Source organism: Streptomyces sp. UW30, from assembly GCF_008042075.1.
GTDB lineage: Bacteria > Actinomycetota > Actinomycetes > Streptomycetales > Streptomycetaceae > Streptomyces.
In genome coordinates, this window is record NZ_RDBN01000043.1 from 362537 (window position 1) to 376629 (window position 14093).

Sequence of the window (14093 nt, forward strand, 5' to 3'; positions counted from 1 at the left end):
GGTGGACGGCGACCGCCAGCGACGAGGAGAGCACCGCTGAGAGCGGACGCGCCGCCAACGTGCTGGACGGGGACACCGCCACCATCTGGCACAGCAAGTGGTCGGGAACCCCCGCTCCGTTGCCGCACAGCATCACCATCGACATGCACAGCACCGCCGTGGTGTCGGCGATCGTCTACCGGCCGCGTTGAGCAGGTAGGGCGGGGTGAAGATCGCGCCGTCCAGGTGGTTCGTGGCGCAGTCCCCGCACAGGCCCCCGCCGCCGGAGAAGATCCGGCCGTCCGGAAGGAGATTGGCGACGCTGTGGTAGTTGCGCGGGAGGGCCATCGACGCCGCGGGCGTGAACTTCCCGGTGGCCGGATCCCAGATTTCCGGGGTCATGACGGACGTCGCGTCGCTGAAAGGAACCGGATACGACTGTCCGCCGAACACCGCGACCTTCCCGTCCGGCATGACCACGCTATTGCTGAAGGCGCGCGCGAAGCGCATGTCCCCCGCGCGGGCGCTCACCGGCTGTCCGCTGCCGCTCGCGTCGACGGTATAGGCACGGTTCGTGGCCTTGGAGTTCTCGTAGGCGGTGGCGCCGCCCAGGGTTAGCAGTTTGCCGATGTCGTAGGCGACCGCGTTGCCGTTCATGGCGTCCTGGCTGTCGGCACGGGTCCCGGCCGGGGCGATGGTCCCGGTGCCGGTCGTGGTGATCCAGTTCATCTGCTTGCTCGGGCCGAGCTGCAGCACCCGGCCGCCCGAAGTGGCGTGCAGCCACTGGTGGTTGTCCGCCCGGTAGGGACCCGCCGGGTCGGCCGTCATGGTCGAGGTGACGGGAACGCCGGGCAGGGAGCGCCACGTTCCCGTGGCAGGAGACCACACCTCGGCGTTCTTGCCGCCCGCGCCGCCGCTCCAGGAACCGCCCAGGACGAAGGCCTCGCCGTTGGAGAGCAGGGTCATCGCCTGGTAGCCGCGGGGTATGTGCATGTCCGCAGTCGACGTCCAGGCGTCCGTCGCCGGGTTGTAGATGCTGGCGCGCTCCGCGTTGCTGCCGCCGGTGACCAGGACGCGGCCGTCGGACAGGATGGCGATCCCCGGGCAGAACATGTCGTGTCCGGTGTTGTCGATGCGCCGCTGTGTGACCTGGCCGGTCGTCAGGTCCATGATTGCGGTCTGGGTGTAGCCATTGCTGCCGCCGAACCGGTCGACGCCGTAGGCCGACCAGGCGAGCAGTTTGTTGTTCGGCAGGACGGCGGTGGCCACCGGAACCAGGGGGAAGCCCTTCACCGGGCCCCACGCACCCGCGAGGGCGGGATCCGCCGGGCCGGCCAGCCGGACTTCGGCCGCCGAGGACCAGGGGCCGCGGCCACCCGCCTCCGTGGTGGCGGTCAACCGCACATACCGGGCCGTCACCGGCCGGATGAACGAGGCGCCCTTGATCGTGTCGCTGTCGGCCCAGGTGCCGGAGGCCACCGGCGCACCGAAGGAGGCACCATCCGTGCTGGTGGTGACGGTGAAGGCGCCGATCCGGCCGTTCACGCCCACCTGACGCGGCTGATAGGTGAGCTGGGAGACCGTGTGGGACGTCTTCATGTCGATGGTGATGCTGTGCGGCAACGGAGCAGGCGTTCCCGACCACTTGCTGTGCCAGATGGTGGAGGCATCGCCGTCCAGCACGTGGGCGGCGCGTCCGCTCTCCGCGGCGCTCTCCTCGTCGCTGACCGTGGCGCTCCAACCCTCGCGCGACAGGTCGAAGACACCGGCGGTGGTACCGGGATCGCCGAGCAGGTCGAGTTCCGACGCGGACGTCCACGGACCCCGTCCGCCCGCTTCGCTCAGAGCCGTCAGCCGCACATACCGGGTGCCCTGCGCCGCGAAGGACAGCGTCTTGACCGTGGCGTCGTCCGCGAGCGTGCCGGTGGCCACCGGTGCGCCCCACGTCCGGCCGTCGTCGCTCAACCGGATCTCGTACCTGCCGATACGGCCGTTGGGGCTGCCGGCCCGCGGCCGGTAGACGATCGCCGACACCACGGCGGTGCTGTGCATGTCGATGGTGATGCTGTGCGGCAACGGAGCGGGGGTTCCCGACCACTTGCTGTGCCAGATGGTGGCGGTGTCCCCGTCCAGCACGTTGGCGGCGCGTCCGCTCTCAGCGGTGCTCTCCTCGTCGCTGGCGGTCGCCGTCCACCTGTCCCGTGACAGCACAGGTGCGGCGGGTTCCATCGCGGCGGCGGGCGCCACCCCGTGGTGCGGGGCGAACCCCGCACCGGCAGGGCCGGGCACCCCTGAACTGTCGGCCTCGGCGTCACCCTGGCCAAGGCCGACCAGAGGGAGTAGGGCGGCGGCCACGGCCAGCACCGCGACGAGGGTGAGAGTGCGGGAACTTATCAGGGAACGCCATGGCTGACGGGATGAGCCGGATCTTCGACCACGTGGTATGCGCACGATGATGTTCTCCGAGGGTGAGGGCGTGGCACGGTCACCCCGAGACATCGGGGCGCGATGGCACTGGACATGTGGACGTGCCGCTGACGGGCCGTACGAGTCAGCGTGACGAGCTTGTCCACCGCCACTCACGAAGACAATCGGGAGACGGTGACCACGGATACGCAATGATCCTGCTGCGCCCCGACGGCAGCGCCGTCCTCACCGACTTCGGCATCGCCGCCCTGGACGACGGGGAGTCCCTGCCGACCACCGGCGAACTGGTCGGCTCCCTGGAGTACATGGCGTCCGAACGGCTGCTGTGGGCACTGGCCGGCACGGCGCCGCCGGCAGGCGCGGTGGTGCGTGGTCTCTTCAACCGAGCCTGCGCCCAGGACAACAGGGGCACCATGATCGTGCGGGTGAGTGTGAAGCACCCGAGCTGAACAGGACGCCGGTCGCGTCCGGTCACTCCACCGCCGTCGGCCTCCGGGACGCCGCCGTCGCCTCGTCCGCGTCGGTCAGCGCGCGCAGTCGGTAGGAGTAGGAGTAGTCGCGGTTCGCGAACAGCTTGTACTGGTCGTGGGTGTGGGCGCCCCAGCTGTTGTCGCCGCCCAGGCCCATCTGGCGGTGGTTCACCCGCAGGACCACCTCGTCGCGCGGGGTCAGCTGATAGTCGTGGCGGACCCCGGACGAGAGGTCCTCCGGGGTGAAATGCGAGGCGTTGACCTCCAGCAGGGGCTCCCCGGAGACGAGGAGGCCGGTGCCGTCGGCGTCGGTCAGGGCGATCCAGCGGACGTCGGTCTTGTTGCCGTTCTCCTGCGGGCGGATGTACGGCGTCCACTGCTCGGACACCTTGCCGGAGTACACGCCCACGTCGGTGCCGTCGTTGCGGTCGACGTAGTTCTCCTCCGGCCCGCGGCCGTAGTAGCGCAGCCGATCGAAACGCCCGGGCAGGCACAGCAGCGTGCCGACCTCCGGGATGTACGGCAGCGACGCGGCGCCCGGGTGCAGGGTGTTGTCGACCTTGATCTCGCCATTGCCGAACACGGTGTAGGTCGTGGTGTACGTCGACTCGGTCGTCGTCGGCAGGGTGCCGGTGACCTTGATCTCCACCGCCTTGTCCTGCAGGGGGCGCACCTTCAGATCCGTCACCTTGCGGTTCTTGCCTGCGTCGCGCCAGATCTGGTTGCGGGTGTGCTGGCCGTTGCCGCGGTCGTTCTCGGTCGGCGCGCGCCAGAAGTTGGGCACGGGACCGGAGTCGATGAGCCGGGTGCCGTGGGCCTCGTACGCCGTGATGGTCCCCGTGCTCTTGTCGACGGTGACGGAGAAGGTCTTGCCCTGCACCGTCAAGGCCTTGTCGTCGTCCTCGTACGTCAGCCCGGGCACGCTCGCCAGCGGGACCGGCGTCACGGCCGGTACGTCCACGTCGAGGGACAGTTGGTGCTTGGCCACCTCGAAGCCGGCCTTCGCCCAAGGAGTGGATTCCTTGGTGGTGAAGGAGAGTTGGAGGTGGTACTCGGTGCCGGGGGCCGGGTCGTCGGGCAGTGTCACCGGCACGGTGATGTCCTTGGTGCCGAGCGGCGGGATGTCCAGCTGGGCGCGGCTGAGCCTTCCCCTGCGCACGATCTCGCCGTCCGCCATGAGAGCCCAACTGCCGTCGAACTCACGGAGGTTGGTGAACAGGTACTCGTTGGTCAGGGTGATCGCCGAGCCGGGGGCCAGGGAGTCGCCCGATGCAGGTGTCGCGTGGACCGCCTGGTAGATCCGCTTGATCTCGGCCGCCTTGCCGGTGTGGCGGCGGTCGGCGGTGACGATGCCGTCGGCGTTGGAGGTGCCGTCGTTGGGGTTGTCGCCCCAGTCGCCGCCGTAGGGGAAGAAGGTCTTCTGGCGGGGCCGCTTCTCGGTGACGGCGACCGTGGCCGCGTCGAACCAGAACCGTACGCCGTCGTCACCCGGTCCGCGCCCGTCGGAGCCGAGTTCGGCGGCGCTCAGCGCACGCGCGTACACGCGTGCCCGGCGGATCGTGCCGCTGAACTCCCGGGTGGGGTTGTCGACATCGGTGGCGAGCGCGAGGGGCGCGGTGTTGGAGGCCGGCTTGCGCGTGGTCGTCCGGGTGGCCCTCACCTCGCCGTCGACGTAGAGCGTCAGCTTTCCCGCGTCCGCGTCGAAGACACCGGCGATGTGGTGCTCGGCGCCGGTCCAGTCGGCCGGGAGCGCCCAGCTCGCGGTGATCCACTGGCCGCCGCCGTAGATGAAGAACTCAAGGTTCCCGTTCGTCTGCTTGAGGGCGTACTGGGTGTCGCCCTTGGCGAGGATCGGCTGGTCGTAGCCGGTGTAGTGCTGGGTGACCCAGGCTTCCAGGGTGAGCGAGCCCGTGAGGTCGAGGCGCTCGTCGCGGGGGAAGACGGTGGCGCCGGAGACGCCCTTGGCGCGGTCGAAGGTGCCGCTCGCGGTGAGGATCTCGCCGCGCAGGCCGCCGCCCGGCCCGGCCTCGGTGAGGAATTTACGGGTGGGCACGGGCCAGTTCAGTGACTGGTCGACGAAGTCCCAGATCCAGCCGCCCTGGAGGATGTCGTAGCGGCGGACGATGTCCCAGTACTCCTTGAAGTTGCCGTTGGAGTTCCCCATCGCGTGCGCGTACTCGATCATGACGTACGGCCGGGTGTCGGCGGTGTCCTTCGCGCGCTGCTCGACGCGGGAGGGGCTGTCGTACATCTCGGAGCGGATGTCGCTGATGGCCGGCCGGTCGTCGCCCTCGTACTGGATCACGCGCGTCGGGTCGTAGGACTTGATCCAGTCGTGCATCGCGACGAAGGTGCTGCCGCTGCCCGCCTCGTTGCCGAGTGACCAGATGACCACCGAGGGGTGGTTCTTGTCGCGGTGGACCATGCTCTGGGCGCGGGCCACGCAGGCCTTGGTCCAGTCGGCGTGGTTGCCGGGGTACTCGCCACGGATGCCGTGGGTTTCGAGATTGGTCTCGTCGACGAGATAGAGGCCGTACTCGTCCGCGAGTTCGTACCAGATCGGGTTGTTGGGGTAGTGCGAGGTGCGGACGGAGTTCATGTTCATCCGCTTGATGATCTCGATGTCCCGGACCATGTGCGCGCGGGTGAGCGCCATGCCGCTGTCGGGGTGCATCTCGTGCCGGTTGGCGCCGCGGAAGGAGACGGGCCGGCCGTTGATCCGCATCAGCCCGTCCTTGAGCGCGAACTCGCGCAGGCCGACGCGGTGCGACAGGGTCTCGATCACCTCTCCGGCCGGGTCGCGCAGCCGCAGCACGGCGGTGTAGAGGTTCGGGTGCTCCGCGGACCACAGCTTGGGCGCGGGCACGGCTCTGCTCGCAGTTACGGTCACATCCTCACCGGCGGGCGCGGAGCCGAGGTCGACCGCCTGCTGAAGCGGCCTGGGCCAAACCGCGTGACCGCCGGCGTCGTACAGCTGCGTCTCGACCGAGTAGCCGCCCGCCCCCGGACCCCCGTACGAGCGCACGCTCGCCGTGACGGACAACTCGGCGGCTGTGTAGTCGGCGCTGAGCGGGGTGTCCAGCTTGAAGTCGCGCAGGTGGACGGCCGGCGTGGAGTAGAGGTAGACCGAGCGGAAGATCCCGCTCAGCCGGATCATGTCCTGGTCCTCCAGCCAGTCACCGTCGGAGAAGCGGTACACCTCGACGGCGATCTGGTTGGTGCCGGGCTTGAGGTGCGGGGTGATGTCGTACTCGGCCGGAGTGAAGGAGTCCTCGGCGTATCCCACCAACTCCCCGTTGATCCACACATAGTGCGCGGACTTGACGCCCTCGAAGTGCAGGAAGGTGCGTCGCCCCGCCCAGCCGCGCGGCACCGTGAAGGTACGGCGGTACTGCCCGACCGGGTTGAAGCGGGTGGGCGCGGCCGGGGGCTGGGCCTCCTCGCCGAGGCCGTTCGGTCCCCACCAGGGGTAGGTGATGTTGACGAAGATCGGGCGGTCGTAGCCGTGCATCTGCCAGACGGAGGGGACGGGGATGGTGTCCCAGTCGCTGTCGTCGAGGTCGGTGCGATGGAAGTCGACGTCCCGGTCGTCGGGCCGCTCGACGTGGGCGAACTTCCACTTGCCGTCCAGGCTGAACCGGTACGGCGAGCGGGTGCGGTCGGCGTCCAGCGCCTGGCTGACGTCCGCGTACGGCATGAGCGTGGTGTGCGGTGGCTGGGTGCCGATGCGGAAGACGTCGATGTGACCGTTCCACTCCGCGGTGCCCGCCGCCGTCCCGGTCCCGTCGGCCGCGTGCACCATGGCGGACGATCCGGAGACGGCGAGCGCACCGAGCACGGCGGCTCCCCCCTCCAGCAGACGGCGGCGGCTGACCGGCACGCCCTGCGAACGGGACGGGCCGGCGGGGGACGCGGGAGAAAACGGCATCGACGGTGGCCTTCCTCGGCACGACAGTGCGCGCCACGGCTTGAGGGGCGTCAGATCGTGTGCGGTGCTGTTGGGAAACCCAACGCACACTAGGCTGTGACCACAGGGGAAGCAATGATGCTGTCGTTGTTTGTGTGTTCCTGATGGGTACGGCCGTCGACCTTGGCCGAATCCAGTTGCTTGAACTGTGTTCGGTGCAACTCGGCGTAGCGCCCGTCGGCCGCCAGCAACTCCTCGTGCGTGCCGCGTTCGACGATCTGGCCGGCCTCGACCACCAGGATCAGGTCCGCCGCCCGCACTGTCGAGAGCCGGTGCGCGATCACGACCGCCGTCCTGCCCTCCAGTGCTTCGGTGAGCGCCTCCTGGACGGCCGCCTCAGAGGTGTTGTCGAGGTGGGCGGTGGCCTCGTCGAGGATGACGACGCGCTGGCGGGCCAGCAGCAGCCGGGCGATGGTCATGCGTTGGCGTTCCCCGCCGGAGAGCCGGTAGCCGCGCTCGCCGACGACGGTGTCGAGGCCGTCGGGCAGGGACCGTACGAGTTCGTCGAGGCGTGAGCGGCGCAGGGCGTCCCAGAGTTCGGCGTCGCTCGCCGAGGGCCGGGCGAGCAGCAGGTTGGCGCGAACGGTGTCGTGGAAGAGGTGGCCGTCCTGGGTGACCATGCCGAGGGTGCCGCGCAGGGAACCGGCGCTCAGGTCACGGACGTCGACACCGCCCACACGCACGGCGCCCTCGTCGACGTCGTACAGCCGCGGCAGCAGCTGGGCGACCGTCGACTTGCCCGCGCCGGACGAGCCGACCAGGGCGACGGTCTGCCCGGGTTCGGCGCGGAAGGAGATGCCGTGCAGGACCTCGGCGCCGCCGCGTGTGTCGAGGGTGGCCACCTCCTCCAGGGAGGCCAGGGAGACCTTGTCGGCGGAGGGGTAGCCGAAGCGGACGTTGTCGAACTCCACCGACACCGGGCCCTCGGGGACCTCGCTGGCGTCCGGCTTCTCCTCGATCAGCGGCTTGAGGTCGAGCACCTCGAAGACACGCTCGAAGCTGACCAGGGCGCTCATGACCTCGACGCGGGCGCCGGCGAGCGCGGTGAGCGGCGCGTACATACGGGTCAGGAGCAGCGCCAGCGCGACGACGGCGCCCGGCTCCAGGGTGCCGCGCAGGGCGAACCAGCCGCCGAGGCCGTAGACCAGGGCCAGGGCGAGGGCGGAGACCAGGGTGAGCGCGGTGATGAACACCGACTGGGCGGTGGCCGTCCGGACGCCGATGTCCGCGACCCGGCGGGCCCGGGACGCGAACTCCTCCGACTCCTCCTCCGGACGCCCGAAGAGCTTGACCAGCGTGGCGCCGGGGGCCGAGAAGCGCTCGGTCATGCGGGTGCCCATCGCCGCGTTGAGCGTGGCCGCCTCCCGCTGCATCCCGGCCATGCGGTGCCCCATGCGCCGGGCCGGGATCACGAACACCGGGAGCAGCACGAGGGCGAGCAGGGTGATCTGCCAGGACAGGGTGAGCATGACGGCGAGGGTGAGCAGCAGCGTGACGAGGTTGCTGACCACTCCGGACAGGGTGTTGCTGAAGGCGCGTTGCGCGCCGATGACGTCGTTGTTGAGACGGGAGACCAGCGCGCCCGTACGAGTGCGTGTGAAGAACGCGACCGGCATGCGCTGCACATGATCGAACACAGCCGTCCGCAGATCGAGGATGAGACCCTCGCCGAGAGCCGCCGACAGGCGCCGCGCGAGGATCCCGAGCCCCGCCTCCGCGACCGCGATCAGGGCGATCAGCAGGGCGAGGCGGACGACGGTGCCCTCGTCGCCGCCCGTCACGATCGCGTCGACGACGCGTCCGGCGAGGACGGGGGTCGCGACGGCGAGCAGCGCGCTCAGCACCCCCAGCACGACGAAGAGCGCGATCCTGCGGCGGTGCGGGCGGGCGAACGCGGCGATGCGGCGCAGCGTGGCGCGGGCGAACGGGCGGCGCTCCCGCTCGGCGGTCATGACGCTGTGCAGCTGGGTCCAGGCTGTGGTCTCCATACTCATGGGAGGGAACGTAGGACCTCAAGCGACCTTGAGGTCAATATCGGCGACTTCGCGAAGATCGGTGTCCGTCCGCAGCCGGTCCGTAAGACGCCGTCTCCGCATCCGCAACCCGCCGTTGTCGCGACACGGAAAACCTCTCCCAGTGTGACCGCCGTACGACTCCACGCCGGACGCCTGCTCCGGCGCATCCCGATCCGCCAGACACTGGTCCTGCTTCCGCTCGCCCTCGTCATCCTGGTGGCGGTGCAGCACCGGGCCGTGCTCGCCGAGGGCATCGGCCATCTGGCGACGGCCAAGTGGCCCTGGCTGCTCGCCGCGGCCGGTGCCACCTGTCTGACGTGGGTGGCGGCGGCGGTGACCCGGCAGGGTGCCGTGGTCGACCGGCTGCCCAAGCTGCGGCTGCTCGTCACGCAGTTCGCTGCGGGCTCGGCCAACCATCTGCTGCCCACCGGGCTCGGCGCGAGCGCGGTCAACCTGCGCTTCATGACGGTGTGCGGGCTGCCGCTCGCGCGTTCCTCGGCCGCGCTGGCCCTGTATCTGATGGCGGAGAGCGTGGCGCGGGTCGGCCTGCTGGCCGCGCTGCTCATCGCCTTCCCGCACGCGCTGCGACTCGGCCCGCTCCTTCCGCAGGGGGCATGGGGTCCGCTGCTGCTGATCATCGGGGCCGCCGCTGTCGTGGTCGTCCTTGTCTTCGCGCTCGTACGCAGGCTGCGCACCGCCGTGATGTCCTTCCTGCGCACCGCGCTGGGCGAGGCGCGCTCGGTGCACACCCGTCCCTCCCGGGCGCTGGCGCTGTGGGGCGGCTCGATCGCCTTCCCGGCGCTTCAGGCGGCGGGACTGGTGCTGGTCGGTCTGGCCCTGGGGCTGGACGTACCGCCGGCGCACATGGCGCTCGCGTATCTGGCGGCGACCGTCGCCGTCGCCCTCGTGCCGACGCCCGGCGGGCTCGGCTCGGTGGAGGCGGCGCTGATAGTGGCCCTGGTGGCGGCGGGCGGTCCGGTGGCGGTCGCCACGGCTGTGGTGCTGGCGTACCGGATCATCACGGTGTGGCTGCCGCTGCTGCCGGGGGCGTTGACGCTGGGGGCGCTGGTGCGCCTCAAGGTCATCTGAGCGCTCGGTTCGCGGGAAGGTCATCCGACGGCTCGGTTCCGGTGGAAGGTCATGCGACGGCTCGGTTCCGGTGGAAGGTCATGTGACCGCTCCGTACCGGTGGAAGGTCATGTGACCGGTCAGTAACGTACGGGGTCCGACCCACGGAAAGGACCCCGCCATGCCGGTCCGCAGCGAGCGCCAGGGACACGTCACCACCGTCGTCCTCTCCCGCCCCGAGGTCCGCAACGCGGTCGACGGCCCGACCGCCGCCGAGCTCGTCGCCGCGTTCCGGGAGTTCGAGGCCGATGCCGATGCGCGAGTGGCGGTGCTGTGGGGCGAGGGCGGCACCTTCTGCGCGGGCGCCGACCTCAAGGCGCTCGGCACCGAGCGGAGCAACCGGGTCGCCGAGGAGGGCGACGGGCCGATGGGGCCGACGCGGCTGCGGCTGTCCAAGCCGGTGATCGCCGCCGTGTCCGGTCACGCCGTGGCCGGCGGCCTTGAACTGGCGCTGTGGTGCGATCTGCGGGTGGCCGAGGAGGACGCCGTCTTCGGCGTGTTCTGCCGCCGCTGGGGCGTGCCTCTGATCGACGGCGGCACGGTACGGCTGCCCCGGCTGATCGGCACGAGCCGCGCGATGGACATGATCCTGACCGGACGGCCGGTCCCGGCACGCGAGGCCTACGACATCGGGCTCGCCAACCGCCTGGTGCCGACCGGGCGTGCCCGCGCCGAGGCCGAGGAGCTGGCCGCCACGATCGCGCGGTTCCCGCAGGCGTGCCTGCGCGGCGACCGGGCCTCGGTGCTCGACCAGGACGGGCTGGACGAGCCCGCGGCCATGCGGGGTGAACTCCGGTACGGCATGGGTGTGCTGGCGGAGAGCCTGGAGGGGGCGGCGCGCTTCGCCTCGGGTGCGGGGCGGCACGGGTCGTTCACGGACCTCTGAAGCCTCGCTCTCACGGAACCCTGACGCCTCGCCGCCTTCACGGAATTCTGACGCCTCGCCCGCGTCATCCGCCGGAGCGCGCGCAGGCAAGCGACCCCCGTGCGGCGCGCACGCATCAAGCGAGCCCCGGAGCGCGGCCGTTCGGCCCAGACGCAGCGAGAAGTCCGAGGGAGAATGCCCGAAGAAGGCCCGAAAAGCGACCGATGAGGCCGTCCCGTCGACGCTCCCGGCACGAACACGTGTACCCGATACGGCAGGATGAGCCCTCGTGCCGGTCACGGGGGACGGGGTGACCGGCGCGACGGCACATCGCGGAAATCGAGCAGGTGACAACGTGACGAGACTTCACATCCGGCCGTCGGCGAAGGGATTCGCCGCAGCTTCTCTCCTCGGGGGTGACCGGTGAAGCGAGCGCTCACTGTGGACGACCTGGTCATCGCAGGGATCGCGGTGGCGGCAGGACTGCTCGCCGCGTTCCTGCTGCGGATGCTGCTGCGCTGGCTGGGCAAGCACGCCGACCGCACCCGCTGGAGCGGCGACGACCTCATCGTGGACACGCTGCGGACCGTGGTGCCGTGGGCGGCGTTCCTCGGGGGCGCGGCCTCCGCGGGCGCGGCGCTGCCGCTGACGAAGACGGTCCAGCACAACGTCAACCAGACCCTGACCGTGCTGCTCATCTTCGTCGTGACGCTGGCGACGGCCCGTGGGATCGCCGGCGTGATGCGGACGGTCACACAGTCCCGCCCCGGCGTCGCCGGCTCCGCCACGATCTTCGTCAACATCACCCGGATCCTGATCCTGGCCATCGGCTTCCTGGTGGTGCTGCAGACGCTGGGCATCTCCATAGCGCCCCTGCTCACCGCCCTCGGCGTCGGCGGTCTGGCGGTCGCGCTCGCCCTGCAGGACACGCTCGCCAACCTCTTCGCGGGCATCCACATCCTCGCCTCCAAGACGGTCCAGCCCGGTGACTACATCCGGCTGGCCAGCGGCGAGGAGGGCTACGTCGAGGACATCAACTGGCGTCAGACGACCGTGCGGGCGCTCTCCAACAACCTGATCGTCATCCCCAACGGGGAGCTCGCCAAGACGAACATGACGAACTTCATGCGTCCCGAGCAGGAGTTGACGATCCTGCTCCAGGTCGGCGTCGCCTACGACAGCGACCTCGACCACGTCGAGCGGGTGACCAACGAGGTCATCGCCGAGGTGATGACGCAGGTCGAGGGCGCCCTGCCGGACCACGAGCCGATCATCCGTTTCCACACCTTCGGCGACTCGCGCATCGGGTTCACCGTCATCCTGGGCGTCGGCGAGTTCAGCGACCAGTACCGGATCAAGCACGAGTTCATCAAGCGCCTGCACCGGCGCTACCGCAAGGAGGGCATCAGCATCCCGGCGCCCACGCGCACGGTCGCGATCCAGCAGGGCACGGTCGCCATTCCGCAGCAGCGCATGCCCGAGGAGGCGGACGAGGTGACCCCCGTCCGCCTCGACTGATCTACCCGAACGTCCCTACAGGGTGGCCGAGTTGTCGTGGGACCGGCTGCCCTTACGGCTGTGCGGCGCGGCGCGGGACGGGTTCACCGGGGTGACCGTCCAGTCCGGATGTCCGGGCATCCGCGGTGTCTTCGTGCCGTACAGCCAGTCCCGCAGGAAACCGGTCAGATCCTGGCCGGAGATCTCCGAGGCGACGGCGATGTAGTCCTCCGTCGACGCCGAGGAGTTGCGGTACCGGGCGAGGAAGGCCCGCTCAAGGGCGGTGAAGGCGTCCTCGCCGACGAGGTTGCGCAGCGCGTACAGGACCAGCACGCCGCCCAGGTAGCGCTGGCCCTCGAACAGGTTCGCCGCGTTGGGCGCGGCGACCGGCCCCCAGTCGTGGCGCCACTGGTCGCCCTGCGCGTAGGTGTTCTTCATCCGGGCTTCCAGGGTCGTCAGGCCCAGGGAGTCCGGCCAGCCGCGCTCATAGCGGTAGAGCAGTCCGTAGAAGTCGGCGTGGCCCTCGTTGATCCACAGGTCGGCCCAGGTGGCGGGGCTGACGCTGTTGCCGAAGTAGGAGTGGACCAGCTCGTGCATCATGTGCGAGCCGATCTTCTTCTCCTCCTGGAGCAGATAGTTCGGCCGGTAGATGGTGAGGGTCTGGGTCTCCAGACCGGTGAAGCCGAAGGGCTCCGGGACGTCGGAGTTGCAGGGCAGCAGACCGTACGTCTCGAAGGGGTACGCCCCGAGGCGGGCCTCCAACCACTCCACCAGCTTCGGCGTCAGCGCGAGTGCCGGTTCCAGTGCCGCGGCACGCGCGGTCGGGACGACGTCCCGCAGCGGGAGGCCGTGCGGGCCCTGCCGGTCCTTGATCACGTAGTCGCCGACCGTTATCTGCACCAGCTCGGTGGCCATGGGCTCGCGGGAGCGGTACGTGTACGCCGTACGGCCGTCGGAGAGGCTCTCGGTGCGGACGAGCAGGCCGGTGGCCACGCCGCGCAGGCCGCTGGGGACGGTGAGGCGGAACGAGAAGTCGGCCTTGTCGGACGGGTGGTCGTTGCAGGGGAAGACGGTGTGCGCCGAGTCCGCCTGGCAGGCCACCGCGAACCCGTCCAGCGTGTCGACCCAGCCGGTGTGGGGCAGGGTGTGGCGCGGGTCCGCCGAGTACTCGACGCAGACGGTGACCTGGCACTTGGCCGGCAGGGTCCGTGCGGGCGTGATGCGCAGCTTCTCGTCGACCTGCTCGAAGGTCGCCCCCCGGCCGTTGACGCGGACGGAGCGGATGTCGAGGCCGAGGGAGTCGAGGGAGAAGCGGCTCAGGGCCTGGGTGGTGCGGATCTTCAGGGTCGCGGTGGCGTCGACCAGCCGCGTCGTGGCGGCGTAGGAGAAGTCGAGGTGGTAGGCCGAGACGCGGTAGCCGTCATTGCCGAGGGCCGGGTAGACGGTGTCGCCGAGGGTCTCGGGGCCCGGGGTGCCGGAGGTCTTCGCGGCCGACGTCCCCGTGTGCGTCGGTGCCGCCTGGGCGGAGGGGGCGACGGTCAGGGCCGCCGCGGTGCCGATCAGGGCGGCCGCGGGGGCCGTCACTCTGGTGCGATATCTCATGGTCCGCCTTCGCTGAGGCGGCCGGGTGGTCAGGACCGGCCGCCGGATCGGTGATCTCCCTTCATGACTGTGGGATCAACTGATCCGGTTGCACGGAGGTGGTGGATCCGTTTGCGCGGATTCGAGATCTCGGCACGCGTCCC

General features: G+C 70.2%; 9 protein-coding genes. 5 read left to right on the forward strand and 4 right to left on the reverse strand.

Annotation, left to right across the window (positions count from 1 at the left end; genetic code table 11):
* Positions 1 to 191, forward strand: a 191-nt coding sequence (locus EAO75_RS31945; protein WP_261989498.1) for a discoidin domain-containing protein, incomplete at its 5' end; no start/stop codon positions are given.
* Here EAO75_RS31945 and EAO75_RS31950 read toward each other — a convergent pair.
* On the reverse strand, positions 133 to 2343 hold the full coding sequence (locus EAO75_RS31950; RefSeq protein ID WP_261989499.1) for a discoidin domain-containing protein: 2211 nt from the start codon (positions 2341 to 2343) through the stop codon (positions 133 to 135). The two genes, EAO75_RS31945 and EAO75_RS31950, sit on opposite strands and share 59 nt — an antisense overlap.
* Before the next feature lie 254 nt (positions 2344 to 2597).
* Between EAO75_RS31950 and EAO75_RS31955 the strand changes: the two genes are divergently transcribed.
* The gene (locus tag EAO75_RS31955; RefSeq protein WP_187284656.1) at positions 2598 to 2855 is read left to right on the forward strand and encodes a hypothetical protein; all 258 of its coding nucleotides are present in this window, start codon (positions 2598 to 2600) and stop codon (positions 2853 to 2855) included.
* A gap of 22 nt (positions 2856 to 2877) precedes the next feature.
* Here the strand turns inward: EAO75_RS31955 and EAO75_RS31960 are convergent, their stop codons facing one another.
* Positions 2878 to 6804 carry a glycoside hydrolase family 2 TIM barrel-domain containing protein gene (locus EAO75_RS31960; RefSeq protein WP_147998629.1) on the reverse strand — a complete coding sequence of 1309 codons (3927 nt, stop codon included), beginning with the start codon at positions 6802 to 6804 and terminating at the stop codon, positions 2878 to 2880.
* Positions 6805 to 6893: 89 nt separating this feature from the next.
* Entirely contained in the window at positions 6894 to 8837 is a 1944-nt protein-coding gene (locus EAO75_RS31965) for an ABC transporter ATP-binding protein (protein ID WP_261989500.1), read from the reverse strand.
* A gap of 144 nt (positions 8838 to 8981) precedes the next feature.
* Between EAO75_RS31965 and EAO75_RS31970 the strand changes: the two genes are divergently transcribed.
* The 3 genes from EAO75_RS31970 (at position 8982) to EAO75_RS31980 (ending at position 12369) form a co-directional block, all read left to right on the forward strand.
* A complete protein-coding gene (locus tag EAO75_RS31970) occupies positions 8982 to 9947 on the forward strand; it encodes a YbhN family protein (RefSeq protein WP_187284657.1) in 966 nt (321 codons plus the stop codon).
* Positions 9948 to 10107: 160 nt separating this feature from the next.
* Positions 10108 to 10872, forward strand: coding sequence for a crotonase/enoyl-CoA hydratase family protein (locus EAO75_RS31975; RefSeq protein WP_147998630.1), 765 nt, complete (start codon positions 10108 to 10110; stop codon positions 10870 to 10872).
* A gap of 402 nt (positions 10873 to 11274) precedes the next feature.
* Positions 11275 to 12369, forward strand: coding sequence for a mechanosensitive ion channel family protein (locus EAO75_RS31980; RefSeq protein WP_147998631.1), 1095 nt, complete (start codon positions 11275 to 11277; stop codon positions 12367 to 12369).
* A 15-nt stretch (positions 12370 to 12384) separates the two neighbouring features.
* Here EAO75_RS31980 and EAO75_RS31985 read toward each other — a convergent pair whose 3' ends face one another.
* Positions 12385 to 13950: a M1 family metallopeptidase gene (locus EAO75_RS31985; protein ID WP_147998632.1), complete on the reverse strand. Its 1566-nt coding sequence runs from the start codon at positions 13948 to 13950 to the stop codon at positions 12385 to 12387.
* Between the last annotated feature and the right edge of the window lie 143 nt (positions 13951 to 14093).

Bases quoted from the DNA above. Each gene is read 5' to 3' on its own strand.
- EAO75_RS31955 (WP_187284656.1), top strand. From the start codon at position 2,598: ATGATCCTGCTGCGCCCCGACGGCAGCGCCGTCCTCACCGACTTCGGC.
- EAO75_RS31960 (WP_147998629.1), bottom strand. From the start codon at position 6,804: ATGCCGTTTTCTCCCGCGTCCCCCGCCGGCCCGTCCCGTTCGCAGGGC.
- EAO75_RS31965 (WP_261989500.1), bottom strand. From the start codon at position 8,837: ATGAGTATGGAGACCACAGCCTGGACCCAGCTGCACAGCGTCATGACC.
- EAO75_RS31975 (WP_147998630.1), top strand. From the start codon at position 10,108: ATGCCGGTCCGCAGCGAGCGCCAGGGACACGTCACCACCGTCGTCCTC.
- EAO75_RS31985 (WP_147998632.1), bottom strand. From the start codon at position 13,950: ATGAGATATCGCACCAGAGTGACGGCCCCCGCGGCCGCCCTGATCGGC.